General features: G+C 60.5%; 27 protein-coding genes. 11 read left to right on the top strand and 16 right to left on the bottom strand.

All coding sequences use genetic code 11. The features are described 5' to 3' along the window. Positions 1 to 121: 121 nt before the first annotated feature. Positions 122 to 1,252 (bottom strand): alkane 1-monooxygenase, encoded by a 1,131-nt coding sequence (locus ACN0Q0_RS03845; RefSeq protein WP_417242049.1) that lies wholly within the window; start codon positions 1,250 to 1,252, stop codon positions 122 to 124. A gap of 29 nt (positions 1,253 to 1,281) precedes the next feature. Further along, positions 1,282 to 2,364 (bottom strand): A/G-specific adenine glycosylase, encoded by a 1,083-nt coding sequence (mutY, locus tag ACN0Q0_RS03840; RefSeq protein ID WP_417242048.1) that lies wholly within the window; start codon positions 2,362 to 2,364, stop codon positions 1,282 to 1,284. Positions 2,365 to 2,515: 151 nt separating this feature from the next. On the opposite strand from mutY, the gene ACN0Q0_RS03835 reads away from it, so the two are divergent. Both ACN0Q0_RS03835 and ACN0Q0_RS03830 read left to right on the top strand, forming a co-directional pair. Beyond that, entirely contained in the window at positions 2,516 to 3,004 is a 489-nt protein-coding gene (locus tag ACN0Q0_RS03835; RefSeq protein WP_417242047.1) for a DUF721 domain-containing protein, read from the top strand. Further along, the gene (locus ACN0Q0_RS03830; RefSeq protein WP_417242046.1) at positions 3,001 to 3,642 is read left to right on the top strand and encodes a DsbA family protein; all 642 of its coding nucleotides are present in this window, start codon (positions 3,001 to 3,003) and stop codon (positions 3,640 to 3,642) included. Before ACN0Q0_RS03835 ends, ACN0Q0_RS03830 begins: the two co-directional genes overlap by 4 nt. Before the next feature lie 3 nt (positions 3,643 to 3,645). Here the strand turns inward: ACN0Q0_RS03830 and lpxK are convergent, their stop codons facing one another. From lpxK to ACN0Q0_RS03800, 6 genes are all read right to left on the bottom strand, one after another. Beyond that, entirely contained in the window at positions 3,646 to 4,638 is a 993-nt protein-coding gene (gene lpxK / locus ACN0Q0_RS03825) for a tetraacyldisaccharide 4'-kinase (RefSeq protein WP_417242045.1), read from the bottom strand. Then, positions 4,635 to 5,924 carry a 3-deoxy-D-manno-octulosonic acid transferase gene (locus ACN0Q0_RS03820; RefSeq protein ID WP_417242044.1) on the bottom strand — a complete coding sequence of 430 codons (1,290 nt, stop codon included), beginning with the start codon at positions 5,922 to 5,924 and terminating at the stop codon, positions 4,635 to 4,637. The genes lpxK and ACN0Q0_RS03820 overlap by 4 nt, the downstream gene beginning before the upstream one ends. An 11-nt stretch (positions 5,925 to 5,935) precedes the next feature. Next, entirely contained in the window at positions 5,936 to 6,181 is a 246-nt protein-coding gene (locus ACN0Q0_RS03815; RefSeq protein ID WP_417242043.1) for a DUF4170 domain-containing protein, read from the bottom strand. Between the two features lie 83 nt (positions 6,182 to 6,264). Further along, the gene (locus ACN0Q0_RS03810; protein WP_417242042.1) at positions 6,265 to 7,047 is read right to left on the bottom strand and encodes a 3'(2'),5'-bisphosphate nucleotidase CysQ; all 783 of its coding nucleotides are present in this window, start codon (positions 7,045 to 7,047) and stop codon (positions 6,265 to 6,267) included. Continuing rightward, entirely contained in the window at positions 7,034 to 8,380 is a 1,347-nt protein-coding gene (locus tag ACN0Q0_RS03805) for a TldD/PmbA family protein (protein WP_417242041.1), read from the bottom strand. The genes ACN0Q0_RS03810 and ACN0Q0_RS03805 overlap by 14 nt, the downstream gene beginning before the upstream one ends. An 85-nt stretch (positions 8,381 to 8,465) precedes the next feature. Beyond that, the gene (locus ACN0Q0_RS03800) at positions 8,466 to 9,989 is read right to left on the bottom strand and encodes a hypothetical protein (RefSeq protein ID WP_417242040.1); all 1,524 of its coding nucleotides are present in this window, start codon (positions 9,987 to 9,989) and stop codon (positions 8,466 to 8,468) included. Between the two features lie 158 nt (positions 9,990 to 10,147). On the opposite strand from ACN0Q0_RS03800, the gene ACN0Q0_RS03795 reads away from it, so the two are divergent. Both ACN0Q0_RS03795 and ACN0Q0_RS03790 read left to right on the top strand, forming a co-directional pair. Next, positions 10,148 to 10,765, top strand: a complete 618-nt coding sequence (locus tag ACN0Q0_RS03795; RefSeq protein ID WP_417242039.1) for an enoyl-CoA hydratase/isomerase family protein — start codon at positions 10,148 to 10,150, stop codon at positions 10,763 to 10,765. After that, positions 10,728 to 11,954, top strand: a complete 1,227-nt coding sequence (locus tag ACN0Q0_RS03790) for an NAD(P)/FAD-dependent oxidoreductase (protein WP_417242038.1) — start codon at positions 10,728 to 10,730, stop codon at positions 11,952 to 11,954. Before ACN0Q0_RS03795 ends, ACN0Q0_RS03790 begins: the two co-directional genes overlap by 38 nt. Here the strand turns inward: ACN0Q0_RS03790 and holA are convergent. The 5 genes from holA to ACN0Q0_RS03765 form a co-directional block, all read right to left on the bottom strand. Further along, positions 11,920 to 12,945, bottom strand: coding sequence for a DNA polymerase III subunit delta (gene holA / locus ACN0Q0_RS03785; protein ID WP_417242037.1), 1,026 nt, complete (start codon positions 12,943 to 12,945; stop codon positions 11,920 to 11,922). The genes ACN0Q0_RS03790 and holA overlap by 35 nt on opposite strands. Continuing rightward, positions 12,942 to 13,436 carry an LPS assembly lipoprotein LptE gene (gene lptE / locus ACN0Q0_RS03780; RefSeq protein WP_417242036.1) on the bottom strand — a complete coding sequence of 165 codons (495 nt, stop codon included), beginning with the start codon at positions 13,434 to 13,436 and terminating at the stop codon, positions 12,942 to 12,944. Before lptE ends, holA begins: the two co-directional genes overlap by 4 nt. Continuing rightward, positions 13,423 to 15,999, bottom strand: coding sequence for a leucine--tRNA ligase (gene leuS, locus ACN0Q0_RS03775; protein WP_417242035.1), 2,577 nt, complete (start codon positions 15,997 to 15,999; stop codon positions 13,423 to 13,425). The genes lptE and leuS overlap by 14 nt, the downstream gene beginning before the upstream one ends. Before the next feature lie 101 nt (positions 16,000 to 16,100). After that, on the bottom strand, positions 16,101 to 16,646 hold the full coding sequence (locus ACN0Q0_RS03770) for a DUF3576 domain-containing protein (RefSeq protein WP_417242034.1): 546 nt from the start codon (positions 16,644 to 16,646) through the stop codon (positions 16,101 to 16,103). A gap of 154 nt (positions 16,647 to 16,800) precedes the next feature. After that, a complete protein-coding gene (locus ACN0Q0_RS03765; RefSeq protein WP_417242033.1) occupies positions 16,801 to 17,877 on the bottom strand; it encodes a porin in 1,077 nt (358 codons plus the stop codon). A gap of 212 nt (positions 17,878 to 18,089) precedes the next feature. Between ACN0Q0_RS03765 and ACN0Q0_RS03760 the strand changes: the two genes are divergently transcribed. Continuing rightward, a complete protein-coding gene (locus tag ACN0Q0_RS03760; RefSeq protein ID WP_417242032.1) occupies positions 18,090 to 18,743 on the top strand; it encodes a YggS family pyridoxal phosphate-dependent enzyme in 654 nt (217 codons plus the stop codon). 6 nt (positions 18,744 to 18,749) lie between these two features. Here ACN0Q0_RS03760 and ACN0Q0_RS03755 read toward each other — a convergent pair whose 3' ends face one another. Further along, complete coding sequence (locus ACN0Q0_RS03755; RefSeq protein WP_417242031.1) at positions 18,750 to 19,250, bottom strand: L,D-transpeptidase family protein; 501 nt, start codon at positions 19,248 to 19,250, stop codon at positions 18,750 to 18,752. Beyond that, positions 19,247 to 20,335: a GTP cyclohydrolase II gene (gene ribA / locus ACN0Q0_RS03750; RefSeq protein WP_417242030.1), complete on the bottom strand. Its 1,089-nt coding sequence runs from the start codon at positions 20,333 to 20,335 to the stop codon at positions 19,247 to 19,249. Before ribA ends, ACN0Q0_RS03755 begins: the two co-directional genes overlap by 4 nt. Positions 20,336 to 20,507: 172 nt before the next feature. On the opposite strand from ribA, the gene ACN0Q0_RS03745 reads away from it, so the two are divergent. From ACN0Q0_RS03745 to ACN0Q0_RS03725, 5 genes are all read left to right on the top strand, one after another. Continuing rightward, entirely contained in the window at positions 20,508 to 21,194 is a 687-nt protein-coding gene (locus ACN0Q0_RS03745; RefSeq protein WP_417242029.1) for a response regulator transcription factor, read from the top strand. Positions 21,195 to 21,421: 227 nt separating this feature from the next. Beyond that, entirely contained in the window at positions 21,422 to 22,210 is a 789-nt protein-coding gene (locus tag ACN0Q0_RS03740) for an exodeoxyribonuclease III (RefSeq protein ID WP_417242028.1), read from the top strand. Between the two features lie 69 nt (positions 22,211 to 22,279). Beyond that, positions 22,280 to 23,185: a tetratricopeptide repeat protein gene (locus ACN0Q0_RS03735; protein WP_417242027.1), complete on the top strand. Its 906-nt coding sequence runs from the start codon at positions 22,280 to 22,282 to the stop codon at positions 23,183 to 23,185. 27 nt (positions 23,186 to 23,212) lie between these two features. Continuing rightward, complete coding sequence (locus ACN0Q0_RS03730) at positions 23,213 to 23,842, top strand: LON peptidase substrate-binding domain-containing protein (RefSeq protein WP_417242026.1); 630 nt, start codon at positions 23,213 to 23,215, stop codon at positions 23,840 to 23,842. Continuing rightward, entirely contained in the window at positions 23,842 to 24,036 is a 195-nt protein-coding gene (locus tag ACN0Q0_RS03725) for a Trm112 family protein (protein WP_417242025.1), read from the top strand. The genes ACN0Q0_RS03730 and ACN0Q0_RS03725 overlap by 1 nt, the downstream gene beginning before the upstream one ends. Before the next feature lie 7 nt (positions 24,037 to 24,043). Here ACN0Q0_RS03725 and ACN0Q0_RS03720 read toward each other — a convergent pair whose 3' ends face one another. Continuing rightward, positions 24,044 to 25,267, bottom strand: a complete 1,224-nt coding sequence (locus ACN0Q0_RS03720; protein WP_417242024.1) for an FAD-dependent monooxygenase — start codon at positions 25,265 to 25,267, stop codon at positions 24,044 to 24,046. Between the two features lie 92 nt (positions 25,268 to 25,359). On the opposite strand from ACN0Q0_RS03720, the gene ACN0Q0_RS03715 reads away from it, so the two are divergent. Beyond that, positions 25,360 to 26,688 (top strand): amidase, encoded by a 1,329-nt coding sequence (locus tag ACN0Q0_RS03715; protein ID WP_417242023.1) that lies wholly within the window; start codon positions 25,360 to 25,362, stop codon positions 26,686 to 26,688. Positions 26,689 to 26,758: the final 70 nt, after the last annotated feature.

Below are 26,758 nucleotides of genomic sequence, written 5' to 3'. Positions count from 1 at the left end.
GCCTTTTTGCGGGTGCCACGCGCTTTATTTTCCAGATTTGAATACCGCCTGATGCCTGTGGTCTGACTTCCACGGCATCCACTTATGCCCCGCCTTTATGGCGGGGCTTTTTTATGTGGCGCTATTGCGCAGGGGCCGGATTGCGACCGTATTTATAGTCATCCCAATCGGTGATGTCGGGATAATACCGGTCGCGCCATGCCCGCACTTTGGGGTTCATAATGCGCCGCCAAAGCGGTGGCACCAGAGCGACAAAGGCAATCACGGTATAGCCATAGGGCAGTTGTGGTGCGTCCGTTTCGTCATAGTTTTGCAGCAAGGGAAACCGGCGATCCGGTTTGTAATGGTGGTCCGAATGGCGTTGCAAATTGATCAGCAACCAATTGGTCGCCATATGCGCCGCGTTCCAACTGTGGTGCGGTTTGACGTGTTCATATTTGCCGTCCCCGAGGTGGCGGCGGGTCAACCCGTAATGTTCGATGTAGTTGGTCAATTCCAATTGCCAAATGGCCACGCTCGCCTGCCAGATAAACAGGAAAAACCCCGCAACACCGCCAAGCAAAACCGCGAGGGCGAGCATCAGGATTTGCAGTGTCCAATAGCGGAAATGCGGGTTGCGCGGATGCCACTTTGACAGGCCCCGACGCGCCAGCATCGCGGCCTCGGCGCGCCACGCAGAGCGCGGACAGGCCCGCAACACCCGAAAGAGATAGTGGTGGAACCCCTCGTTATAGCGCGCCGTCACCGCATCGCGCGGCGTGCCGACATGGATGTGGTGGACAAGCAGGTGTTCGGAGCGGAAATGGGAGTACAAAACAGACGCCAAAAGCAGATCGCCAAGCCACCGTTCCGTGGCATTGCGTTGGTGCATAAGCTCGTGGGAATACACGATCCCGATGGTGCCTGACGAGACGCCAAGGCCAAAGAACAGCACGATGGTGGCAAGCGTCGACAGGTGGTCGGTGTGGGTGACAAAATAGATCAGCCCAAAGATATTGACGGCCTGTATCGGGAACCAGATCAGCGTCACCAACCGATACCAGAATAGCGCCTTTTCAGGGGTTTGTGGGTCAGGGTTTTCCGTGTTGAGACCCAAAACGGCATCCAGTGCGGCGAACAGATACCACGCGTAAAGCGGCACCAGAATGGTCCACCATCCGCCCATGACGGCCCCGATCCACAACAGCGGCACAACCCCGAGCGACAGCCAGAACGGTATCGCGTTTCGGGTGGAGATTCTGGTCATATCCATCTTGGCACCTCATACAGTCACGTTGGTCATCACGTTGGCGCGGACCCTACCTCCCGATTGTCGAAGGTTGCTTGGGCAAGGTCAAATGCCTTTCGCATCAGGGTCGGCAAATCCGAAGGGCGGAATGCGGCCTGCGGGACCAAAACCGTCCCTTCGGGGGCGGTGACGCAGGGCGCGACATGCACGGATAATATCAGGTGGAAATGGGTAAAGGTGTGACGGACCTCCCCGACGTGGTGCCACGGCGCATCATAGGGGGGCGTGGCGGACGGGGCCTCGTTCCATTCGGATGTCGGCCATCCGAGCATCCCGCCCAAAAGCCCCTTTTCGGGGCGCTTTTCCAACACCCATTCCTTGGCGGCGGTGCGGGTGACATAGACATGGCCCAACCGCACGGGTTTGGGTTTCTTTGGCACCTTCTTGGGCAACTGCGCGGCGACGCCGGACCGGTGGGCGCGGCAGACGTGAACGAGCGGGCAGATGTCGCAGGCGGGGGATTTCGGGGTGCATACCGTCGCGCCCAGATCCATCACCGCCTGCGCATAATCGCCGGCGCGGGCTGTGGGCGTCAGGCGCGTGGCCAAAGCCATCAGTTCGGGTTTGGATGTGGGCAGCGGGATCTCGACCAGAAACAGCCGTGACATCACGCGTTCCACATTGCCGTCCAATACGGTTTCGGGGGCGTCGAACGCAATCGCGGAAACGGCGGAGGCCGTATAGGGGCCTATGCCGGGTAGGGTCAGAAGCGTGGCGTGACTGTTCGGGAACGCGCCGCCGTGCTCGGCCACGATGACCCGCGCACATTTGAGCAGGTTGCGGGCGCGGGCGTAGTAGCCAAGCCCCGCCCACTCGGCCATCACGGCATCGTCGGGTGCCGCGGCAAGGTCGGCGACCGTTGGCCACAGCGCGGTGAACCGTTCGAAGTAGGCCTTTACCGCCGCGACCGTTGTTTGCTGTAGCATGATCTCGGACAGCCATACGCGGTAGGGGTCTGGAATGATTCCCCGTGCGCGATCCTGTGGGGCGATGCGCCACGGCAAAACGCGGGCATGGGCATCGTACCACGCCAGAAGCGGGCCTGTGATGTCATTACATTTCAAATCGTCACGCAATGTTTAGCATCCGTCATCGGCTTTCTACTGGTGCAAGGCGTCTGGACCACTACAATAGAGCGCAGGGCCGAAGAGGCCAGATGGAGACTTGGAATAATCGATGGCCGCCAAACCGGAACATAAAACCGCGCGTAGACGGAAGGGGTTCGAAATGACCTCCGGCCTTTTGCAGTCGCGTATCCGCACGGCGACCGAGGCGCGCGGGTTTTCCGAAACGCGGCTTTTGACCCATTGGCCCGAGGTGGTCGGTGAGCAAACTGCCGCAATGGCCCGCCCGATCAAGGTGTCCTACGCCAAGGGCGGGTTCGGCGCGACGCTCACCCTGTTGACCACTGGCGCCTTTGCCCCGATTTTACAGGCCGAATTGCCCAAAATCCGCGACCGCGTGAATGCGGTGTACGGGTTCAGCGCCATCACCCGCATTCATATTACACAGACCGCTCCCACGGGTTTTGCCGCCGGGCGCGTTCAGTTCGAGACGACGAAAACCGACCAGAAACCCGCCCTTGATCCCGCATTGGTTCACGAGGCGCATGAGATGTCGACAGGTGTCCATGACGAGGGATTGCGCGCCGCGCTTGATCGACTCGGGGCGAATGTCCTAACCAAAAACGCCAATCATTCAAAGGTGGACCCATGAACAGACGCACTTTCCTTACAACGACCGCTCTCGCAACCGTTGGATTTATGTCGAGCTTTGCCCTGCCAGGCTTTGCACAGGACGCCGAGGCCGTTGAGCCGACCACTGTTGTGGTGCCTGATCTGACAATCGGTGACGCCGATGCGCCAATCGAGGTTATCGAATATGCATCCTACACCTGTCCGCATTGCGCGAATTTCCATGAGGCGGTCTTCAAGCCGTTGAAAAAGGATTACATCGACACGGGTAAGGTCAAGTTCACCTACCGCGAAATCTACTTTGACAAATTCGGCCTTTGGGCGTCGATGGTTGCCCGCTGTGGCGGTTCCATGCGGTATTTCGGTATTCAATCCTTGCTTTATGAACAACAGGAAGAGTGGATTGCAGGCGGCAAGGACGCGATGCAAATCGTCGAAAACCTGCGCAAAATCGGCAAAACGGCGGGCCTGTCCGATGCTGATCTGGATGCCTGTATGAACAATGGCGAAATGGCGCAGGCGATGTTCGAGAAAGCCAGTCAAGAGGCTGAGGCCGACGATGTCAGCTCGACCCCGAGCCTCGTCATTGATGGCGTGAAACATTCCAACATGTCCTACGCGGATCTTCAAAAAATCCTCGACGAAAAATTGGCGCAATAACCTTTAATCAAGTCCGAGGCGTGTGAGGGTGGCGTCGATCACCGCCCAATCGTCGCTCGCCAAACGGACGGGTAGGGTGACAACCTTCTGGCGAAAGGCGCGGGGCAAACGCACCGCGTCTTTTTCCGTTGTGACCATCTGTGCGCCCAGGGCGAGGGCCTCGATCTCCAGCCGTGTCATCAGTTGCGTCGACAGCGGTTGGTGGTCACTCAGAGCTTCGGCCCGCAGGAGCTGCGCCCCAAGGCCTTTAAGCGTCGCAAAAAATTTCTCGGGATGGCCAATGCCGGCGAAGGCCAGAACCGGCTGTCCCTCCCATTCGAACCCCGTTTGCAACGGTGACAAATGCGCCCGAACGCGCGGGACGGACACCACATTTGACCACAGTGACGAAAAGCGGTTTTGGGCTGCGGCATCCCCGATGGAGATGACGGCGTCCGCGCGGGCAAGGCCGCGTGTGACGGGTTCGCGTAGCGGTCCGGCGGGAATGACGCGCCCGTTGCCAAAACCGCGATGGGCATCGACCACGACAAAGGTCGCGTCCTTTTCGACGCTGCCGTTTTGCATTCCGTCATCCAGAAGGATGACATCGGCGCCTCCGGCCTGTGCGGCGCGGACCCCGGCGGCGCGGTCTTTGGCAATCCATGCGGGGGTAAAGGCGGCGATCAGGAGCGGCTCGTCGCCCACCTGATCCGCGCTGTGGCGGCGTTCATCGACACGGGTCGGCCCGTCGAGGGACCCGCCATAGCCACGCGAGACAACATGCACCGATTTGCCACGCGCGATCAGCCGTTGGGCGAGGGCGATCACGGTCGGCGTTTTGCCTGTGCCGCCGGCGTTGATGTTGCCGATGCAAATGACGGGGACGGTTGCCGTGAGCCCCGTTTTGGCCACGCGGCGTGCGGTTTGACCGGCATAGACCGCGCCAAGCGGCGTCAACATGCGTGCAAGAAATCCGGGGTGTTTGGCCGTGTTAGACCAGAATTTTGGCTCTCTCATCCGTCAATCGCCTCTCGCACATCGAGAAGATCGTGCAGCAGGTCGGCTGTGCGTGTCGAGACTTCCGCCCCCGACGACATCACCGCCCATGCGGCATTTGCGGCCACAGCGGCGGCATCGGGGGCGAGCAGTTCGCGCACGGCTTCGCTCAAATCCGTGTCCGAACGGACAAGTCGGGCCGCTTTGGCCGCGCTCAATCGCGCATAGGCATTGGCGTGGTTGAACACGTGTGATCCATGGACGATCGCCGACCCGTAGCCCACAGCATCATTGGGTGACGTCCCGCCGTCCTGAGTGAGGGACGCGCCCAAAAAACTCGTCGGGGCGGCGCGATACCAGAGGGCATTTTCGTCAATCCCGGGATCCGCAATCAGGATCTGGATTTCTTCGGTTATAGGGGTGAGGTCGCGGCGATGCGCGATGCGCAGGCCCGCGTTTGCGGCCTGACGTTCGAACGTATCCCGGGCGGCGTCGTCGTTGAATGTCGCGATCAACAAAAGCCGGTGTGCGCGGCGCATCACGGTGGCATGGGATTTCAAAATGTCGGACACTTCGCCCGCGCACAGGTTTGCGGCGAACCATGTCGGGCGGGTGCCGATTTCGCGGGACAGCTCTGTAAACCCGTACTCTTCGAACCGGTGCGACAGCGTGCCTTCTTCGAGGGGGCCGAGCACATCGACCTCACGCCCCTCGGCCCCCATCCGTCTCCAAACGGCAGCTTGGGCCTCATTGCCGGCGATGACATGATCGAACCGGGAGAGGGTGATGTGGCGCAGCGCAGGGAGGAGAAACCGTGTGTCGATATCCAATGCGCAATCGGGGGCCGCAATGGCGACACTTGCGATTTGCGCCTCTTGCGCGTGCCAAAGTAAAGAGGGGCGAAACCCGTCTCCGATCCACCCCAAAGCGTCCGGTTGCCAGTGATCCAGAAACCGTTTGACCACCACAGTGCATTCGTCGGGAAGTGGCATGTGGATGACGTTCGCAAGGAGGGTGATATGCTCGGGCAGGGGATCAACAGTCGTCAAAAGACACGCCAGACCCGGCCGTTCCTCGCGTAGGGTTTCCAACAGTTCAAGGGCGGCAGGCACCGATTGGATGCGGGCGACGTGAAACCAGACGAGCTCCCCCACAGGGCGCTCGGGGAGGGTCCGCGCGAGGCGGTGATCACAGTCTTTTTGCGACAGGACGCCACACGCCTGAAGGCGCCGCAGCCGTTTTACGGCTTGCGACTCCGAACGTGCGGTACTGGCGAGATAGGCCCGAAGGGATGCGGGTTTGGCCACGAGGCCGATCCTCAGGAATCAAGCTCTTCGGTCGAGCTTGCGGCCGCTTCTTCGTCACGCAGGCGATGCAGGTGCGCGATAAAGTAGCGCATGTGCGCGTTATCAACGGTGCGCTGGGCCTCGGATTTCCATGCCGCGTGTGCGGAGTCATAATCCGGAAAAATGCCGACAACGTGGATGTCATCCGTGTTGCGAAATGTGGTTTTGGTCGGGTCGACCAGTTCGCCACCGAAGACGAGGTGAAGTCGTTGAGCCATGAAATCCTCCATCGGGTCATTGCGGTTGCACCCTATCCGATCCAGTTGGACGGTCAAGGCGCTCTGGCGGAATGCCCGCCGCCTTACGCTTTGGCGAGGCGGGACACGATGGCATTGGAAAGTGTGTCACAGCCCGCGATAAGGCCGTTGATCGCGGGGTGCGGTTGGTTGAATGCGGGGCGTGCGCCCGTGCGGTCCATCACCACGCCGCCTGCCTCCTCCATAATCAACGACCCCGCCGCCACATCCCATTCCCATGTCGGGCGCAGCGTCATCATGGCATCGTAGCGTCCTTGGGCGACAAGCGCGAGACGGTAGGCGAGGGAGGGACGGAACTTGCGCACAAAAGACGGCGGACCGCCTTGCCAATGTTCCGCGGCCAGAACCCCCTTTTTCATCAACACGCGGGCGCCATCGGGCAGCTGACAATTGCCGACCCGAATGGCTTGGCCGTTCAGGGTCGCGCCGCCGCCTTTGGTTGCCGCAAACAGGCGGTCGCGCAGCGGCAAATAGACCACCGCCGCGATGGGCTCGCCGTGTTCGACAATGGCCAGAGAATGCGCCCAGTTGGTATCGCCCTGGATAAAGCTGCGGGTGCCGTCAACCGGATCGACGATCACCACGCGGTCCTTGCCCAGACGAGCGTCCGTATCGGCGGTTTCCTCGGACAGCCACCCGTAGGTCGGGCGCTCGGTCGCAAAGCGGTCCCGCAGATAACCGTCCACGGCCAAATCGGCCTCGGTCACGGGACCTGCGCCGTCCCCCTTGTCCCAGACTTCAGGGTTGGCGTTCCAAAACGGGACCGCCAGTCGACCCGCTTCATGGGCCGCGTCAATCAGCAGCGCGAGGTCATCAGTCACCGGCAAGGGTCATCCCCTCGACCAAAAGCGATGGCACCACGGTGCTCAGGTGCGTGCGGGCATCGTTTGCGGGGATGAGCGTGGCGAGCATCTCGCGCAGGTTGCCCGCGATCGTACATTCGTTGACGGCATAGGCGATCTCGCCGTTCTCGATCCAAAAGCCCGCCGCGCCGCGTGAATAATCGCCGGTGGTGGGGTTGATGGTAGAGCCGATCATGGATGTGACGAGCAGGCCCGTTCCCATGTCGGCTATCAGCTCTTCGCGGGTCTGTGTGCCCTGCGTTAGGGTCACATTGGACAGCGAGGGCGAGGGTGGGGATGAAACGCCACGTGCCGCACTTGCGGTGCTGTCCATGCCCAGTTTGCGGGCGGAGGCAAGGTCGAGGGTCCACCCCATGAGGCGTCCGTTTTCAATGATGGCGCGGTCCTTGGTCGGCAACCCTTCGCCGTCAAACAGGCGCGAGGCCGTGACCCGTTTGCGGTGTGGCTGCTCCACAATCGACAGGCCTGCGGGCAAGATAAATTCACCCATCGCATCGCGCAGCCAACTGGACCCGCGTGCAATCGACGCACCGTTTACGGCCCCGAGCAAATGCCCGATCAAAGAGGCGGAGATGCGTTCATCGTAAAGCACGGGGTAGCTGCCGGTTTTGGGTTTACGTGCGCCGATGCGATCCACCGTGCGCTTGCCCGCGAGGGTTCCAATGTCGTCGGGAGTGGGCAGGTCGGTTTGAAACACGCGCGACTCGCCGCAATAATCGCGCTCCATCTTTGCGCCATCGCCGGCGATGGCCACACAGGATGTCATGCGGTCCGAGCGCATGTAGCGGCCTTCGAATCCGTTGGATGCGGCCATCTGGATGCGGCGGCGACCATAGGCGGCGGAGGCGGACTGGACCTGGCTTACGCCCTCGACGGCCAGTGCGGCGGCCTCGGCGCGGGCGGCGTCCTGTTGCAGATCGGCGGGGCTTGGTTCGTCGGTCGGGTCGTAAAGCTCCAAAACGGATGTATCGCGGTCTTGCGCCAACTGGCTTGCCTCGGCCAGACCGATATAGGGGTCCTCGGGGGCCATACGCGCCATCGCAACGGCCCGTTCGGCCATCGTGGTCAGCGTTTCCTCGCGGGTATCGGAGGCGGAGACACAGGCCTGTCGCTTACCGATCAGAACGCGCAGACCGATGTCGACGCCCTCGGAGCGCTCGGCATGTTCCAACGCACCGGCACGCACATCAATAGAGACCGATGTCCCATCCACCGCGAGCACATCGGCGGCCTCGGCCCCTGCACGTTTCGCTGCATCCAAAAGCTGTGCGGCCAATGCCGATAGGTCTTGCGCCATGGTCTATCCTTTGTCTCGTTTGGATAAAGGACTTAAGCCGCATGGCTCTATCTCGCAAGGGCGCGCAGGCTTTCGGGGTGTTGCGTCAGAACGGCAGCGGCATCCCGTTGGCAAGGATCTGTCCGTCCTCGGTCCGCTCGATATGCGAGACCAATGTGCCAACCTCCGGACCCGGGCGGGCGAGCATTCCGAGCATCATCTGTGCCATGCCGCCAAATTCGGGTGGGGCGATGCCCATACGGGTCAGTGTATCGATCAACGAGGTGACATTTGTCATCGTCACATCGATGCTTCCGGCCAGATCAGGCAGCCCGCCCATGGGGCTCGCCGCGCCTGTGATCGCCTTGAACGCGCCGGTGGCGTCGACTTTGGCCCCGGCAAAGGACACCAGAAGCGTATCGAGGTTCAGCCTGTCGAGTTGTGGCGCCCCCCCGTCCGTGATCGCGGCCGGATTGGTCGGGGTCAGGGCCTCCGTCACCAAGGCATCACCGCTCAGTTTCAGGGTCACGGTTGCGGGTTCCTGGCTCAGTTGCCCTTGCGGGTCGAACATCGCCCAAATTGCGGAGGACACGCCGATATCTTCGAATGACAGGCCAAGCCCGAAGGGCTGTGCGGTTTCGCGCCCCGTCAGAGGAAGGTTGATATTCGTGCTCATGTTGGCAATGAAAACTTGTGCATCGTCAACGGGGACCGCAGGTCCTGAAATCGTTGCTGCGATGTCGCTGCTGCTTGTCTCGTAACTTGCGCTGCCGTCCAACGTGGACATATCGACCCATGTGTGGCCTATGGTGCCGGCGACTTTGGTGGCGGACGGGCTGTCCCCGTCGGCGAATTGCGTCTCGAACGTGCCGGTTTCAAACGATTGTGCGAACCGTGCGGTCAGGTTCGACAACGCGGTGTTCCAATCCTCGGGATTGGCCTGTTCGGTTCCCTCGTACTCACCTTCGGTCGACACGTCTTTCATGGTGAGGTTGATCTGGGCTTGTGGACCCTCGGCCCCCGGTTGGTTCATCTGAAGGCCGTAGCTGTCGGCATCGAACAGGAACTGGCCTGTCAATTTGGTGCCGTCCAGTGTTGACGACCATGCGCCCGAGACATCGCTCATCGTCATCTCGGTGGTCTGGGCCAAGGCCATTTCATCCGCGCTTGAAACTTCGGACAAAAATTCGAAATCGGCGCCGTCCACCTTGTACATGACCGCATCGGGATCGCCGGACACGATGATGTCACCCATCACCATCACATTGCTCGTCATTTCCGCGAGAATGTCATCGCCGTCTATCTCGCTAAATGTCGGGTAAGAGGCATGGCTTATGATCGGTGATACAAAGTCCATTTTCACCGTGCCGTTGCCCAAATTCACGAGGTTCAGTTGCTCCATCGTGGTGACGGAACTCAGCCCGCCCTCGTCCGCGCCTGAGCGAAACTCCACATTGCGCGCGATGAGCGTTTTGCCGTCCCGTTCCAGATCGGCGGTGACAGACTGGCCAAACAACTTGATCGTCGCCAAGGTATCGTTCCACACGTCCTCTGGCGTCACATCCGCGACGACGGGCATGGCGATGGCGGTACAAAGCAGGGTGGACGGGATGAGGGCAAATGCGCGCATGAAATCTCTCCTTAGAAAAGTTACCTGTAGGGTTTCCCTCTTTGACGGTGGGGTCAAGACTGGAACGCACTTGCGGCCCACCGTAACATGGACCTATCAGACATATGCGTCCGCTTTGGGCGGAACTTGGCTGATACCGAACCACAAGGAGATCTGCGATGATTGACGTGCGCAAAGAGGGCGGTCTGTGGGTTGTGACCCTGAACCGACCCGAAAAGGCAAATTCGCTGACCGCAGATATGCTTGCCACCTTGGTTGATACCGTGCGGGCCGCGCATGGGGTGGCGCAGGTTCTGGTGCTGACGGGGGCGGGCAAAGTGTTTTCTGCGGGCGCTGATCTGGACGCGGCCAAAGCGGGCCTTGCCGTGTCTCCCCTGTGGGAAGATCTCTCATCGGCCTTGGCGGACCTGCCGTGTCTGACCATCGCCGCGTTGAACGGCACGCTTGCGGGTGGTGCGTTTGGCATGGCCTTGGCCTGTGATTTGCGTCTCGGCGTCCCCGAGGCAAAGTTTTTCTACCCTGTGATGAAACTCGGCTATCTGCCGCAGCCCTCTGACCCGAAGCGCCTTGTGGCGCTCGTTGGGCCGGCGCGGGCCAAAATGATCTTGATGGCGGGGCAAAAGATCGACGCGGAGGAGGCGCTGTCGTGGGGGCTTGTTGACCGTCTTGTGGATCGTGACGGCCTACTGTCTGCGGTATCGGAATTGAGTCAGGCCGCCCTGTCGGCTACGCCCGAACATGTTGCAGGGATCAAAGGGTTGGTGCGCGGTGGCTGATCCCGTTGAGACCTGCGATGCGCTTGTCATCGGTGCGGGGCCTGCGGGTCTGATGGCGGCGGATGAAATGTCGCGGGCGGGTCTGTGCGTTGTGATCGCCGAGGCCAAACCATCGCCTGCGCGTAAATTCCTTATGGCCGGAAAATCGGGTCTGAACCTTACGAAACACGAGGATTTGGAGGCGTTCATCGCCGCCTATGACCCGTGCCCGCCGACGATGGTGGAGGCCTTGCGCGGATTTGGCCCCGAGGCCGCGATTGCATGGGCCGGAGCGCTTGGGCAAGAGGTCTTCACGGGATCGACGGGGCGGGTGTTTCCCAAAGCGATGAAGGCCTCGCCGCTGTTGCGCGCATGGCTCGCCCGACTGGACGGCCAAGGCGTCACCCTGCGGCGCAACTGGCGTCTGACGGGGATCGACGACGGGTTTACGTTCGAGACGCCCGAGGGCGTGCACCGCCTGTTGCCCGCCGTTGCGGTTCTGGCCTTGGGCGGTGCCAGTTGGGCGCGATTAGGGTCGACAGGCGCGTGGCGCGATATGATTGCCCCCCTTGGTCCCGTGACGCCCTTTCAGGCGTCAAACGTGGGATTGCGCCATACGTGGTCATCCCACATGGAGCGGTTCTTTGGCTGTGCCGTCAAAAATATCGGTTTGAAGTCGGGCGATTTTTCCTCTCGTGGCGAGATGGTCATTTCGCGCAAAGGTCTTGAGGGGGGCGGGATCTATTCCGTGTCTCGCGGCTTTCGGACGGGGGCGCCGTTGGTGGTCGATTTGATGCCCGATTGGGATGACGCGCGTCTGGGACAGGCTCTAAAGCGGCGCAAGACAAAGGACAGCACAGCGAATTTCCTGCGCAAAACATTGCGCCTGCCGCCCGAAAAAATTGCCCTGTTGATGGAGTTCGCGCGACCGTTGCCCGTTGATCTCGGTCCCGCACTCAAGGCCTTAAAGATCACCAATGCAAAGCCCGCGCCAATGGACGAGGCCATCTCGACATCGGGTGGCGTGTCGTTTGATGCGCTCACACCTGCGCTTGCGTTCAAATCGCGCCCCACCTTATTCGCGGCAGGTGAAATGCTCGATTGGGATGCGCCCACGGGGGGCTATTTGATCACGGGGTGTCTGGCCACGGGACAGCTCGCAGGGCGGGGGGCACTCAGCGCCTTTGCGCAAGCATCGCAAGACGGATAAGCGCACGTTCCATCACGGCCATGGTCGGCGCCCGCGAAGCAGAGCGCAATGTCAGGTCGGTTTCCGTCAAGATCTTGAGCGCGTCTTCGAGTTTGAACATACCCCAATTGTGGGCCTGTCGTGTCATGCGGTCGCGGCGCGGGCCAAAGATCGGCGGGCGGGCGCGGGCAATCCCCGAGGACGCCCCGCCCGGATCAGAGGCGGCGGCGTGCAGCGCCCGAAAATGACGCATCGTGTAGATCGACAACGCCACGGCATCGATGCCCTGACCTTCGATTTTTTTGAGGATAGGACCGAGGTCCTCCTTGCGCCCGTCTGCGGTGGCGTTGAGCACATCATCCACTTCCGTCTCGGTGGTCACGGGGGCGCATGCTTCGATCTCTGCGCTTGTCAGCGGGGTCTCGTCGCCGATTTTGTAGAGCGATATTTTTTCAAGCGTCTGACGGAAATCGCCGGGATCAAGCACCCGCGCCAAGGCTTCGATATCCGCCATGGCGTGGTTCGATAGGTTTTTCAGGCCGGATCTGGTCAGGGTCGCCTCGATTTCCGCGCGGGACGGCGGATCGGCATAGATCGCGGCGGCATAGGCGCGGGGGTGCCCCTCGAACGCCTTGCGCAGCTTCGATGTCGCTTTCAGACTCCCTGCGGTGACAACGATTTGGGCATCGCCCTCGCTCCAGTCGCTGAGCGCCGCGATGATCATCGGGCCGACGAGTTCGGTGGCCTCGTCGACAAAGGCCACACGCGGACCGGGAAAGAACCCCTGACTTTTGACCGCATCCGATAGTAATGCCTTGTCCTTGCGCAACTCCGCTCCGGATATGCGGGTCAGGCGCATTTCCTCTTCACCCTGAGGGCCGATGAGGGCGGCGATCAATTCCTGACGTTTGAGGGCGATCCGCATCGTGTCGGGACCGTAGATCAGCACGCCTGCGCGTTTCGGGTCCGGCTTGGCAAAATAGCCCACAGCGTCACGGGGGGACAGTTTCATCCCGCGGTTCCCACACCGGCGAGGATCTGTGCCACGACCTTGTCGGCCAGTTGCACCGTCAGGCGGGTATAGGCATCCCGCGTGGCTGTGAGGGCGGCAAAGGTCGATCCGGAGGTGGAGTAGGCGGAAAAGGCCGTGACGTTCCCGCTGCTGACGATGTCGCCCGACGACAGGTCCGTCAATGTATAGGTCGCCTCACCCGTGACGTGGTAGCGGTTGATTTCCTGATCGCGGGTCAGGCCGATAGAATCCTCATCCGTGGAAATCGTGTAGTCGAGTTTGAACCGCGCCGTGCGGGCGGCGCCGAACCGGTCTTCGACAGCGCGCACGAAGGTATAGTCCTCGCGCGTTTCCGGCGTGGCCAATTCGATGGCGTCACGCAACACACCCGCCCGCCCGTTCGGGCCATAGGCGGGCGCAAACCCACAGCCCGCCAAGCCGCCAAAGGCGGTGGCGGTCAAAAGAAAGCTGCGGCGGTTAAACGACGACATTGACGATGCGACCCGGGACAACGATGAGTTTTTTCGGCTGCCCGCCATCGAGCGCCTTGATCACAGCATTGTTCGCCAGAACCAGTTTTTCAATCTCTTCTTTGGGCATATCCGTTGGCACCGTGATCTCGTCACGGCGTTTGCCGTTGATCTGGATCGGTAAGGTCACGTTGTCCTCAACGAGCATTTTCTCGTCCGCACGGGGCCATGGCGCCCGCGCGATCAGGCCCTCACCCCCCAACATCGACCACATTTCCTCGGCGAGGTGCGGGGTCATGGGGGACATGAGTTGTGCCAGGATCTTGAGCGCAAACCGTTTTGCCTCACGGCCCGCTTTGGATTTCGCAATGGTGTTGGTGAAACCGTATATTTTGGCGATCGACGCGTTAAAGCCGAAACTCTCGATGCCTTGCGTCACCTCAAGCATGGCTTTGTGTGTGGCACGAATCAAATCATCATCACCGGTGCCGCTCTCCGGTGCATTTTCCAGTTCCGCCGTGAGACGCCACACGCGGCCAAGGTGTTTGAACGACGCCTCTGCACCGCTTGCGGTCCATTCAACGTCCCGCTCGGGAGGCGAATCCGAGAGTACAAACCAACGCGCGGTGTCGGCACCGTATTGTTTGATGATCTCGACGGGATCGACCACGTTGTTCTTGGATTTCGACATCTTGGCGGAGGGGATGACGGTGATCGCCTCGCCTGTCGCTTTGACATAGGTGCCGCCATCGCGCTCCTCGACCTCGTCGGGATAGTGGTAGATGGCGCGGCCGTGTTCGTTCTTGCGCTCTGCATTCTGATAAATCGCGTGTGTCACCATCCCTTGGGTAAAGAGTGCGTTGAACGGCTCGCGGGCGCTGTCGGGCAGGTGGCCTGTTTCGTTCATGGCGCGGGCGAAAAAGCGCGAGTAGAGCAGGTGCAAAATCGCGTGCTCGATGCCGCCGATGTATTGATCGACGTTCATCCAATAGGCCGCGTCCTCGGGCTCGGTCGGCGTGGTGGCGTGCGGCGAGGTGAAGCGGGCGTAGTACCACGAGCTGTCCACAAAGGTGTCCATCGTGTCCGTCTCGCGCAGCGCATCGGCGCCACAGCTCGGGCATGTGCAGTTGCGCCATGACGGATGACGGTCAAGCGGGTTGCCCGGTACGGAGAAATCAATCGGCTTGCCATCTTCATCGAAGGGCAGTTCGACAGGCAGGTTCTCTTTCTTTTCGGGCACCACGCCGCAGGTCTCGCAATGGACCACGGGGATCGGACAGCCCCAGTAGCGTTGGCGGCTCAAGCCCCAATCGCGCAGGCGGAACTTGGTGACGCCATGACCCACGCCGTTGCTCTCGCAAAAATCGATGGCGGTTTCGACGCCTTGATCCCCCGTCTGGACCTCGTCGCCTGCAAACCCGAGCAGGTATTTCACCGCGTCGGTTTTGAACGGCACAAAGGCCTCGGTGGTGTCCAGATCGCCCTCGGTGGGCGCAAAAACGTAGTTGATCGGCAGACCGTATTTGGTCGCGAAATCATAGTCGCGTTGGTCGTGCGCCGGACAGCCGAAAATCGCGCCCGTGCCGTAATCCATCAAGATAAAGTTGGCGATATAGACGGGCAGTTCCCATGCCGTATCAAACGGGTGGCGTACTTTCAGGCCTGTATCAAGACCAAGTTTTTCCGCCTTTTCAATGACCTCTTCGGTTGTTCCGCCCTTGCGGCATTCGTCACAAAACGCGGCAATCTCGGGATTGTCGGCGCAGAGTTTCTTGGCCAGAGGGTGATCGGCGGAGATGCCGACAAAGGATGCGCCGCGCAATGTGTCGGGACGGGTGGTGTAAACCTCCACACGGTCGTGGCCCTCGGGCGCGTCGATCAACGAGAAGGCAAATTGCAGACCGCGTGATTTGCCGATCCAGTTTTTCTGCATCGTCTTGACCTTGTCCGGCCAATTGTCGAGCGCATCGATGGACGTCAAAAGATCGTCGGAATAATCGGAGATTTTAAAGAACCACTGCGTCAGGTCACGCCGCTCAACGGGCGCACCAGAGCGCCACCCGCAACCGTCAATCACCTGCTCGTTGGCCAGAACCGTCATGTCGACGGGATCCCAGTTCACGGTGGCGTTCTTGCGGTAGACCAGACCCTTTTCGAGAAAGTCGATGAACATGCTCTGCTGTTTGCCGTAGTACTCGGGATCACAGGTTGCGAACATGCGTGTCCAGTCGATCGACAGGCCGAGCGGCTTCATCTGATCAACCATCGTGTCGATATTGGCGTAGGTCCAGGTTTTCGGGTGTCCGCCCGAGGCCATGGCCGCGTTTTCGGCGGGCATTCCGAAGGCGTCAAAACCCATCGGGTGCAATACGGAAAATCCGCACGAGGATTTGTAGCGCGCGACAACATCGCCCATCGTGTAGTTGCGCACGTGGCCGATGTGGATGCGTCCCGACGGATAGGGGAACATCTCGAGGACGTAATATTTCTCTTTGTCGGGGTCCCGTTTGGCGAGGAAAACCTCGGCCTCGTTCCAGGCATGTTGCCATTTCGGTTCCAGATCGGCGGGCGCGTAGCGGCTCATGTTCGTTTCCTTCGTTTCTCACGTAAAACGCCGGGCATCAGTGGCCCGGCGTGGTGATAATCCTTTGGCTCTCTTGGGTCTAGAGGCCAATGCAGTATCGGTTATTTCCCCGACCGCAACTGGCGGGCGCGGGTCAAAATCGCATCTTCGACCGCGCGAACGGTTGCGGCACTGACAGCGCCGCCGCGGGTATAAAGCGAAATGTTCAGGGTGCGGGCATCCAGAGCGGGATCGGTGACGTGGATTGTCGCGCGGTAAGCGCGACCACCCCCCGGAGGGGTGCCATACCCGGTGGTGATCACGCCTGTGAATGGGTCCGCGGATTGGACGGGCAAAAAGGACAGCACTTCGAGTGCGGCGTTCCAGATGTATTTGTTGACCTGAACATCGCTCGTGGCGCCATTGCGCCCGCCGCCAAAGATGGTGCGGGATTTGCGTTGTTCGATGACAATGGTTTCGCCGTTGGGGATTTCGACGGCTTGGCCGGTTGAGCGTGTGTCAACGACTTGGCCGCCATCGGCCACAACGGTCTTGCCACCGCCCGAAAACGGGCCGGAGCCGATCGAGCCGAACCCGATGCTGTCGCTGATCGAGCCACAGGCGGTTAGGGCCAGAGTTGCAAATAGAGCAAGGCTTGGACGGTACATGCTTGATCCCCTCAATATCAATCGCCGCAACCGTATAGGCCAACGTGAGAGGGAACAAGTGGTTAGACGCAGGACGCCGGATGCAAATGGCGTCTCCGAACGGAAAGGGCCACCCCGAAGGGTGGCCCAAACTTAACTCAAATCTCGGGAGAGATTAGAATTTGAGGGACAACTGAAGTGTTGCGCCTGTGTTCAGCTCGTAACCGCCGGTGACTGTGTCGATGTCGTCGGTTGCAGCGCCGGTGTAGCTTGTGTGGTCAGCGTAGGACGCGATGAAGGATGCGCCGCCGCCGAGGTCGTACTCAGCTGCTACGTAGGCTGCGAAATCGTTGTCTGCAACGGAGTCGCCGTCGATGTAACCACCGGTAACTTTCAGGCCATTGCCCATGTCGTATGTCGCGCCGAGGCCGTACTCGTCGGAACCCATGAGGTTCTTGTAGTATGCTTTAGCTGTGAGTGCGCCTTCGGAGTAGACAGCGGATACGCCGTATGTGTCGTCGCCTGCGGATTCAGCAACGTAGAACGCGCCGAGAGCAACGGGACCAACAGGGTAGCCAACTTCGAGGCCGAGCGAGTTTTCGTCAGCTGTCTGGTTTTTCGCGTATGCAACTTTCACGGACGCGCCGGAGAAGGTTGTTGCTGCGGACAGAGCGAAGATTTCGTCGCTGTTGTAGTCGCCGGAAACGGATGCTGGGCCTGCATCTTCTTCTTGGTAAGCTGCGGTCAGAACAACGTTGCCGAATGTTGCTTTAGCGCCGAAACCAACCTGGTATGTGTCGCCAGTTGCTTCGTCAACGCCAGTCGACACAGCAGCTTCAACACCACCGAAAGTGCCGCCGATGATCAGAGTTGCTTCACCGTCGTTTTCGGAGAAACCGTCTTGTGCCATTTCGGACACGCCGGACCAATGGGAAACAGCAGCCCACTCGGTGTCGCCGTATGTGAAGTAGGAGTTGGCGTTGGCCAAGGAGATTGTCAGGTTGTCGTCGAAGTTAACGTCCTGATCTACGTTGCCACCGTTGTCGTCAAGCTCAACACCGTATGTTACGGATGCGGTCCAGCCGTTGTTCAGCTCGGCAGATGCTTTCATGTCAACGTCAACATCAACGTACACGCCGTCTTGGAAGTCGTCGTTGTAGCCCAGTTTGGCTGCGCCGGAGAAAGAAATGTCAGCAGCAGCTGCGCCGGCGAAGCCAACGATTGCTACGGAGGAGAGAAGGATGTTTTTCATAGTGCCCTCGTGGAGTTTAAAAATCAGGATGCCGGGTTGCCCGACACATGCCGAATGAAATGCGCCGAATGACTGTTTTGGTCAAGCGACAGGCGGGGCGGGTGCGCATGATACACAGAAATGATGCAACTAGGACACACACCTGTTGCATGGCCTATGGTGCGCACAATACAAAGCGAACAGGCCATAAATGCGATGAAAGAGAGTAAAATATGGGGTTTGAACAGGTCAATGCACGGGTGGAAGCGGCCGTAGAGGCTGCGCGGCGGCCAAAAGGCGCGGTGCAGCTTATCGCTGTGTCCAAAGTGCAACCCAATGCCCGTGTGGCGGCTGTTTTGGAAAAAGGACACCGCGTTTTCGGTGAAAACCGCGTTCAGGAGGCCGCGGAAAAGTGGCCCGGGTTCAAAATGCGATTCCCGGGGGTCGAGTTACACCTCATCGGACCGCTGCAAACCAACAAGGTGCGTCAGGCGATGGAGCTGTTCGACGTGATCCAGACGGTGGACCGGCCGAAACTGGCCAAGACCATTGCGCGGATTGCAGATGAGGTGGGGCATTGTCCGCGTTTGTTCGTTCAGGTCAACACGGGCGAAGAGGCGCAAAAGGCGGGTGTTTTGCCCGGTGATGCGGATGGCTTTATAACAGAGTGCCGTGAGATGGGGCTCACGGTTGAGGGATTGATGTGCATTCCGCCTGCCGATGGAGATCCTGCGCCCCACTTTGCCATGCTCGCCGCGATCGCCGCCCGCAACGGGATCGACGCGGTGTCGATGGGCATGTCGGGGGACTTCGAGGTGGCGATTGCGGCGGGGGCCACGCATGTTCGTGTCGGGTCGGCGATTTTCGGGGATCGTGACTACGGGTGATGCGCCTTAGCGGATGACCAACCGTGTGCGTGGTGTGATGTGATCCACGATCCATGCGAGGTGATCGGCGCGAAAGGCTACGCACCCTTCGGTCGGGTGGCGCGGTTTGCGCCAACGATGCACGAAAATGGCCGAGCCTTTGTGTGGTGTGGCCACAGGCCAGTTCCAATCTGTGACCACAAACAGGTCATAAAGCGGGTCGGCGCGGCGTAGTTTTTCGTGGCTCCCGGAAAAGGGTGATTTTACCGCCCCATTATAGAGTGCGTGATTTGGGGCGTCGCACCACAGATCGCGGGGGGTGATTGGGCGGGCGCCGTGGACCAATATGCGGTCGGGGCGCGCCCAGACGTGCGGGAGGGCGTGGATGCCGCGCGGTGTGGCGCTGTCGCCTTCGTGTTTGTTGTCCGTTATCCCGCCCTTGCCGATGGCGCAGGGAAAGCGGCGTCCGCGAAACCGTGCGCCCCATTTTGTCACCACAATATCGTCGGGGCCGATGGCGCGGGTCACAGCAGATGCCCCGATTTCTTGGCTTTGGTCGCCAGATAGGCGGTGTTGTGGGCGTTTTCGCCAACCTTGAGCGCCACACGTTCGGTCACGGTGATCCCTTGGTCCTGCATCCGTGCGATTTTGGCGGGGTTGTTGGTCATCAGGCGCACCGCGCCAAATCCCATCTCTTTCAGGATCGCGGCCCCGATGCGAAAATCGCGCTCGTCGTCCTCAAACCCGAGGCGGTGATTGGCCTCGACGGTGTCAAAGCCCTGATCCTGAAGCGAGTAGGCGCGCATTTTATTGGCGTGGCCGATGCCGCGCCCCTCCTGATTGAGGTACAACAGCACGCCTGTGCCTTCCTCCCCCATTTGTGCCAGTGCGCTGCGCAGTTGCGGGCCGCAATCGCATTTGAGCGATCCGAGCAGGTCGCCCGTAAAACACGCCGAATGCAGGCGGGCCAGAACCGGCTTGCTGCGATCAGGGCGACCGATTTCGACAGCAAAATGTTCCTCGCCGCCATCATCGGGACGAAACACATGCACGCGCCCCGCCTCGGATGCGACGAGCGGCACGCGGGCGTGGATCACATCCATGAGTGGCGCAAGGTCGGCCATGAGAGGCAGAGCGGTCTCGACGGGCAATACGGTGAGGCCGTTGGTGGCGGCGATCTGTGCCGCATTGGCAACCGTGACAACAATCGCGGCGGGCAACAGGCGGGCGGATTTGGCGAGGGCAATGGCGGCGCGGTGAACGGTGGCATCCCCGTCACGGACAGAGACAAACGGACCTTTCATCGGATGGGTCAGGTCGTCGGCGGGGTCCGCGACCGACCCGACCCAAAGCGTTGTGGCGTCCTTTGGCAGTGTCAATCGCGCCACGTCACCGTCATAGGCGCGCGCATTCAGGGTCGTTGCGCGGCGTGACGTAATGGTCAAAACAGGCGCACCCAATGCGGTCATATCCGCGAGGCGTTCGGGGGACAGCCCCTCGGCGGCAATCGCAATTGCATCGCCGTGGGGGCTGCGCAGGGCCACGGGAACCCCCATACGCAGGTCGGCGCGGGCGCGGGCGATTAACTCAGGCAGGCTGGGCGCGAGGCTCATGGGCGGGCTTTCCGTTACAATCGTGACCCCTGATGTAGCGATTATTGGCGCAATGTGAAACATTTAGCGTGCATTTCACACGGTTGCGTGAGGGAACTGTCGCAAATCTTGTCGAATGCGTGATCGCGCATCACATCTATCCCAGACAGAGACAAATGCAGGAGGTCTGACAATGGCCACTCTCAAACGAATTCTCCTTGTGGATGATGATGACGATCTGCGCGAGGCCCTGAGCGAACAACTCGTCATGACCGAAGACTTCGACGTCTTTGAAGCGGGCGACGGGGCCGGCGGCATGGAGCGGGTCAAAGAAGGTCACTATGACCTTGTCATTCTTGACGTGGGTCTGCCCGATACCGACGGGCGTGAATTGTGCAAACGGATGCGCAAATATGGCGTGAAATCCCCGATCCTGATGCTCACGGGGCAGGATAGCGATGCCGACACGATTCTCGGCCTCGATGCGGGCGCGAATGATTATGTGTCCAAGCCGTTCAAGTTTCCGGTCCTTTTGGCGCGTATCCGTGCGCAGTTGCGCACCCATGAGCAATCCGAGGCTGCGGTGTTCCAACTCGGGCCGTATACCTTTCAGCCGGCGCAAAAGATGTTGATCACCGAGGACGAAAAGAAAATCCGTCTGACCGAGAAAGAGACCAACATCCTTAAATTCCTCTATCGCGCCACCGAGGGTGTCGTGGCCCGCGACACGTTGCTCCACGAGGTGTGGGGATATAATGCCGGTGTGACCACGCACACGTTGGAAACCCACATTTACCGCCTGCGCCAGAAGATCGAACCGGATCCCTCGAACGCGCGTTTGTTGGTGACGGAATCGGGCGGATATCGCCTCGTTGCCTAGGCGCCGGAATAATTTTTGAAAAAAATGCAAACACGCGGGAACCTTTTGACGGTCTCGCGTGTTGTCTTTTCGAAGCCGCAGCGTATCGCGGATAAGATACGCAGTCCCTCGTTCCCTCCTCCCATAGCCCGGCTCTTGTAGCCGGGCTTATTTTTTGCACGGCTTTCGGGTGGCCTTGGGCGTGGCGCGGCGCTACTGTTTGCGCCGATCCAAAGGAGACGAGCCTCATGTCCTTCACCCTTGCTACGTGGAATATCAACTCCGTGCGTTTGCGCGAACCGATTGTGTGCAAGCTGCTCGAGGAGGAGGCCCCCGATGTGCTGTGCCTTCAGGAATGCAAATCGCCCGTCGATAAAATCCCGATGGAGCGGTTTCACGCCCTTGGCTACACCCACATGGTTGCGCGTGGCCAAAAGGGCTACAACGGCGTGGCGATCCTGTCCAAGATCCCGATGATCGAGGCCGGAGCGGCGGATTATGCCTCTCTCGGCCATGCGCGTCACATCGCGGGCAAGTTGGAAAACGGCGTGACCATCCACAACTTTTACGTCCCCGCAGGGGGTGACAAACCCGACCGCGAGATCAATGAGAAGTTCGGGCAAAAGCTCGATTACCTCACCGGGATGCGCGATGCGTTTTTTGCCGATGCCCCTGAAAAGGCGATCCTTGTGGGGGATCTCAACATTGCCCCGCGTGAGGACGATGTGTGGGACCACAAAAAGCTGCTCAAAATCGTGTCGCATACACCCGTCGAAATCGAACACCTCGCCCAAGTTCAGGACGCGGGAAAATGGGTCGACATCACCCGTCAGGATATCCCCGACGGATTGCTCTATTCGTGGTGGTCGTATCGCGCCAAGGATTGGGATGATGCCGATAAGGGCCGTCGGCTTGATCACGTTTGGTCCACGCCCGACATTGCGACCGCGGCGCATTCCAGTCGCGTGTTGCGTGCCGCGCGCGGGTGGGATCAACCCTCGGACCACGCCCCCGTGTTTGCGACATTTGACCTCTAACGCGGCTCTTTAAATCGCGCCCCGCACGGCGCATATAACAGCCAACAGACCTTTAGCGGAGACGATCCAATGGATTTTGGGCAAGCAACCCCCGTCGTATCTGACGACAACGTATATGATGTGACCGAAGCCGATTTCATGGAAAAGGTCATCGACGCCTCGCATGTCACGCCGGTCATCCTTGATTTCTGGGCGCCGTGGTGTGGCCCGTGTAAAACGCTTGGCCCCGCGTTGGAGGCGGCGGTGAATGCCGCAGGTGGCAAGGTCAAGATGGCCAAGATCAACGTGGACCAGAACCAAGGGATAGCGGGCCAGATGCGCGTGCAATCCATCCCGACCGTGTTCGCCTTTCATCAGGGCAAGCCCGTTGACGGGTTTCAGGGCGCCTTGCCCCAATCCGAGGTCGATGCTTTCGTCGCCAAAATTGCCGACATGCACGAAGAGGACGGCGGGCTTGCCGATGCGATCGAGGCCGCAGACCTGATGTTGGCCGAGGGCGAGATCGATGACGCGATCGAAACCTTTACCGCCATCCTCGAAGAAGACCCCGATGCCGCCGCGGCCTTTGCGGGTCTGGCGAAATGCCATCTGGCCAAGGGTGATCTGGAGGCCGCCGAGGCCGTGCTCAACGGTGCGCCCGCCGATGTGGCCACCCATGCCGCGATTGAAGCGGTTCAGGCGCAGATTGCCCTTGCCCGCGAGGCCGAACATGCCGGTCCCGTTGACGAGTTGCGCGCCAAGGTGGCCGCGGATCCCGCCGATATGGCGGCCAAACTGGAGCTGGCCACCGCACTTCACGGTGCGGGCGATGTGGCGGGGGCTGTCGATGTGCTGCTTGAGGCGGTGCGTATGGATCGCGATTGGAACGAGGCAGCGGCCAAAACGCAGCTGTTCAAAATCTTTGACGCACTTACCCCCAATGACAAAATTGCGCTCGACGGGCGGCGCAAATTGTCGTCGATCCTGTTTGCCTGAGGCCCTCACCGCGCTAGGTGTGTTCCTATGATGAACGCAATCGAACTCCCACAGGTGATCCCTGTCTTTCCGTTGCCCGGGGCGCTTTTGCTGCCACGGGCGCGGCTTCCGCTTCATATCTTCGAGCCGCGCTATTTGCAGATGATCGAGGAGTGCATGGCCACGCCCGCGCGTCTGATCGGCATGGTGCAACCCGTCACCGATACGCGCCTGAGCGCCATTGGCTGTGCGGGGCGCCTGACGGGGTTTTCCGAAACCGAAGATGGCCGCTACATGATCACCCTGTCCGGCGTGTCGCGTTTTCGCGTGGGCGAGGAGGTCACAGGCCCCGCCGCCCCCTACCGCACATTCGCCGTCAATTGGGACAGTTTTGCCGCCGATATGGGCCGCACCGAGCATGACCCGTCTTTGGATCGTGACGGGTTCATGCGTTTGTTGTGTCGCTATTTCGAGAACGAAGGGCTTGAGGCCGATTGGGACAGTCTGGGCGAGGCCGATGACGAGTTGCTGATCAATTCGCTCTCGATGCTCGCGCCGTTTGAACCGGAGGATAAACAGGCCCTTTTGGAGGCACCCTCCCTTTCCACGCGCCGCGAAACTCTGGTAACGCTTATGGAGTTCGCCCTACATGGCGGCACCAATCAGGAGATAATGTGATGGACGCCGAGCAATCCCAAATCCAATTCGACCGCCGCATGTTGGAGGCGCTTGTCTGCCCCGAAACGCACGCGGTGTTGAGCTATGACGCCGAACGTCAGGAGTTGGTTTCCAAAGCCGCCGGACTGGCGTTCCCGATCCGCAACGGCATTCCGATCATGTTGATCTCCGAGGCCCGCAAACTCGACGGTTAAGCCCGCGTCACAGCGGGATCCCGCGCATCAGTTTCGGCAGATCCCCGTTGACGCCCGCGGCTTCACGGATCGCTTCGCGGCGCACATTCGGCAGCGCATTCACAACACCCATCCCGAGGTCGCGCACAAGACGCAGCATGGGATTGTCGTTTGAGAACAGTTTGTTGAACGTGTCTGTCATCAGGGCCATCGTGGCAATGTCAAAGTGGCGCCACTGGCTATAGCGGGCCAGAACGTCCTCGCGTCCGATGTCTTCGCCACGGCGATGCGCCTCGACCAACACTTCGGTGAGCGCTCCCACATCCTTTAGCCCTGCGTTCAATCCCTGTCCCGCGATGGGGTGCATCCCATGGGCGGCATCCCCGACCAAGGCCACGCGCGGGGCGTAAAATGCATTGGCGAGCGTGATGTTGAGCGGGTAGGTGAACCGCCCGCCGGCAAGTGAAATCTCTCCGAGAAAATCGCCAAAGCGCGGTTTGAGCACGGCGAGGTAATCCTCATCCGACAGCGCCTGGATTTGTTGTGCCACCTTGTCGCTCTCGGTCCAGACAATCGAGCTTTGATTGTCGGGCAGAGGCAAAATAGCAAGCGGGCCGGGGGGCAGGAAATACTGATGGGCGCAACCGCCGTGGGGCTTTTCATGTTGGATCGCACAGACGAGCGCGGTTTGTTTGTAGCTCCACCCCGTGCGCTTGATCCCCGCACGCACCGCCGTGCCGGAGGCGCGTCCATCGCAGCCCACGACCAATTTGCCCGCAATGGTGGTGCCATCGGCAAGGGTCAGCACCGCACCCCGCTCCGAGATGTCCTGTGCCGCCACCATGCCCTCGATCTGGGTGATCCTGGCGTGACCGTCCAAAGCGTTCAGAAAGGCACGGCGCAAAAAACGGTCTTCGAGCATGAACCCGACCGGACCGTCGTCAATTTCGGCGTGGTCGAATTCGAGCATGAACGGGGCAGGGGCCTCGCCCGGTTTGCCGTCCGTGACTTTGACGTCAAGGATCGGTTGGGCATGTGGCGCGACCGCGGCCCAAAGGCCGATGGCCTTGAGCAGACGTTGCGAGCCAAGCGACAGCGCGTAGCCGCGTCCGTCGAAATCCGAGGACATGCGTGCCTGCGCGGGCAGGGCGTCAATAATGGTCACGGACAGGCCTGCGTTGGCTGCGGCCAACGCCAAAGCGGGACCATTGAGCCCGCCGCCCACGATGAGCAGATCGTTTGTATGTGTCATGACCGTCAATATGACGCGCCGCACGGGATTGTCCATGCGCCTTTGCGTCGCTAGCGTAGGGAAAACGACATGACAGCTATCAGGGATAAACCATGGCCGATTACCACGAGATGAGCATGTGTGATCTGGGGCGCGCGATTGGTGCGAAACAGATTGATCCCGTTGATTTGACCGCGCATTTCCTTGACCGCGTGCAAACGCACCGCCTTTCGGATCGCATCTATGCGCGTGTCATGGCGGACCGCGCGATGGCCGAGGCCACGGCGGCGGCCGAGCGGGCGGCATCGGGTGTGCGGCGCGGGCTGCTTGATGGTGTGCCGGTGTCGTGGAAAGATCTGTTTGATACGGCGGAGGTCGCGACCGAGGCGGGATCGGCCCTGCTTAAGGGGCGCGTTCCAACGGCAGATGCACAGGTGCTCAAACGCGCCACGGCCAACGGTCTGGTGGCGCTGGGCAAGACCCATATGAGCGAATTGGCGTTTTCGGGTTTGGGCCTCAATCCCGTCACCGCCACGCCGCCCTGTGTAAATAATGAGGCGGCGGTGTCGGGCGGCTCGTCTTCGGGCGCTGCGACCTCGGTGGCCTACGGTTTGGCGGCGGGGGCAATCGGGTCGGATACGGGTGGATCGGTGCGCATTCCGTCGGCGTGGAACGATCTTGTGGGGTTGAAAACCACCTCCGGTCGGCTGTCGCTTGATGGTGTTGTGCCGCTTGTGGCGTCCTTTGATACCGTCGGGCCGCTGTGCAAAACGGTCGAGGATGCGGCGGCGAGTTTTGCGGTTCTCGACGGCACGCCTGCGCCCGATTTGCGCGGCACATCGCTTGCGGGTAAACGCTTTTTGATCCTCGATTGTGTGGTGTTTGACGACATCCGGACCGGGCCGCTTCGCGGGTTCGAGGGGGCGGTTGAAAAACTCAAATCCGCAGGGGTCACGATTGACCGCGCCGCCGTTCCCGCCGCCGAAGAGGCGATGGAACTGTCCGCGATCTTGTTCAATACCGAAGCCTACGCCGAATGGCGCGAGGTGATCGAGGCCGCGCCTGAGGTGATGTTCCCGCGCATTCTCGACCGTTTTCGCGCCGGGCAATCCTTTGGCGGTTGCGACTATGTGGCCGCATGGAAATTGCTGCACCGTTTGCGCACCGAATACCTTGCGCAGACGGCGGGGTATGACGCGGTTCTCCTGCCGACCGCACCGATCCTGCCGCCCGATATGGCGCGGCTGATGGAGGATGCGGATTACTATGTGACCGAGAACCTCCTCGCGCTGCGCAATACACGGGTCGGAAACCTGTTGGGGTTGGCTGCATTGACCCTGCCAACGGGTGTTCCGTCCACGGGGATTTCATTGCAAACCCCGCCAAATTCCGAAGCACGATTGCTGCGCCTCGGGGCGGCGGTGGAGGCGGCTTTGGCCTAAAAGTCACATATTATGCCCGAGGGGCGTGATGTGACGCCTCTTTTTGTGGACCGGAGCCGCGCGTCTCGTT

The sequence above is a fragment of the Celeribacter sp. genome, assembly GCF_048259695.1.
In the GTDB taxonomy this organism is placed as follows: Bacteria; Pseudomonadota; Alphaproteobacteria; order Rhodobacterales; family Rhodobacteraceae; genus Celeribacter.
Note: the sequence above shows the minus strand (reverse complement) of the source record. Positions and strands in the feature narration are given on the sequence as shown.

What these genes read in the sequence shown, in the direction of transcription:
- ACN0Q0_RS03845 (WP_417242049.1), bottom strand. Translation starts at nt 1,252, where the DNA reads ATGGATATGACCAGAATCTCCACCCGAAACGCGATACCGTTCTGGCTG.
- ACN0Q0_RS03835 (WP_417242047.1), top strand. Translation starts at nt 2,516, where the DNA reads ATGACCTCCGGCCTTTTGCAGTCGCGTATCCGCACGGCGACCGAGGCG.
- ACN0Q0_RS03830 (WP_417242046.1), top strand. Translation starts at nt 3,001, where the DNA reads ATGAACAGACGCACTTTCCTTACAACGACCGCTCTCGCAACCGTTGGA.
- lpxK (WP_417242045.1), bottom strand. Translation starts at nt 4,638, where the DNA reads ATGAGAGAGCCAAAATTCTGGTCTAACACGGCCAAACACCCCGGATTT.
- ACN0Q0_RS03815 (WP_417242043.1), bottom strand. Translation starts at nt 6,181, where the DNA reads ATGGCTCAACGACTTCACCTCGTCTTCGGTGGCGAACTGGTCGACCCG.
- ACN0Q0_RS03805 (WP_417242041.1), bottom strand. Translation starts at nt 8,380, where the DNA reads ATGGCGCAAGACCTATCGGCATTGGCCGCACAGCTTTTGGATGCAGCG.
- ACN0Q0_RS03800 (WP_417242040.1), bottom strand. Translation starts at nt 9,989, where the DNA reads ATGCGCGCATTTGCCCTCATCCCGTCCACCCTGCTTTGTACCGCCATC.
- ACN0Q0_RS03795 (WP_417242039.1), top strand. Translation starts at nt 10,148, where the DNA reads ATGATTGACGTGCGCAAAGAGGGCGGTCTGTGGGTTGTGACCCTGAAC.
- ACN0Q0_RS03790 (WP_417242038.1), top strand. Translation starts at nt 10,728, where the DNA reads ATGTTGCAGGGATCAAAGGGTTGGTGCGCGGTGGCTGATCCCGTTGAG.
- holA (WP_417242037.1), bottom strand. Translation starts at nt 12,945, where the DNA reads ATGAAACTGTCCCCCCGTGACGCTGTGGGCTATTTTGCCAAGCCGGAC.
- lptE (WP_417242036.1), bottom strand. Translation starts at nt 13,436, where the DNA reads ATGTCGTCGTTTAACCGCCGCAGCTTTCTTTTGACCGCCACCGCCTTT.
- leuS (WP_417242035.1), bottom strand. Translation starts at nt 15,999, where the DNA reads ATGAGCCGCTACGCGCCCGCCGATCTGGAACCGAAATGGCAACATGCC.
- ACN0Q0_RS03770 (WP_417242034.1), bottom strand. Translation starts at nt 16,646, where the DNA reads ATGTACCGTCCAAGCCTTGCTCTATTTGCAACTCTGGCCCTAACCGCC.
- ACN0Q0_RS03765 (WP_417242033.1), bottom strand. Translation starts at nt 17,877, where the DNA reads ATGAAAAACATCCTTCTCTCCTCCGTAGCAATCGTTGGCTTCGCCGGC.
- ACN0Q0_RS03760 (WP_417242032.1), top strand. Translation starts at nt 18,090, where the DNA reads ATGGGGTTTGAACAGGTCAATGCACGGGTGGAAGCGGCCGTAGAGGCT.
- ribA (WP_417242030.1), bottom strand. Translation starts at nt 20,335, where the DNA reads ATGAGCCTCGCGCCCAGCCTGCCTGAGTTAATCGCCCGCGCCCGCGCC.
- ACN0Q0_RS03745 (WP_417242029.1), top strand. Translation starts at nt 20,508, where the DNA reads ATGGCCACTCTCAAACGAATTCTCCTTGTGGATGATGATGACGATCTG.
- ACN0Q0_RS03740 (WP_417242028.1), top strand. Translation starts at nt 21,422, where the DNA reads ATGTCCTTCACCCTTGCTACGTGGAATATCAACTCCGTGCGTTTGCGC.
- ACN0Q0_RS03735 (WP_417242027.1), top strand. Translation starts at nt 22,280, where the DNA reads ATGGATTTTGGGCAAGCAACCCCCGTCGTATCTGACGACAACGTATAT.
- ACN0Q0_RS03730 (WP_417242026.1), top strand. Translation starts at nt 23,213, where the DNA reads ATGATGAACGCAATCGAACTCCCACAGGTGATCCCTGTCTTTCCGTTG.
- ACN0Q0_RS03725 (WP_417242025.1), top strand. Translation starts at nt 23,842, where the DNA reads ATGGACGCCGAGCAATCCCAAATCCAATTCGACCGCCGCATGTTGGAG.
- ACN0Q0_RS03720 (WP_417242024.1), bottom strand. Translation starts at nt 25,267, where the DNA reads ATGACACATACAAACGATCTGCTCATCGTGGGCGGCGGGCTCAATGGT.
- ACN0Q0_RS03715 (WP_417242023.1), top strand. Translation starts at nt 25,360, where the DNA reads ATGGCCGATTACCACGAGATGAGCATGTGTGATCTGGGGCGCGCGATT.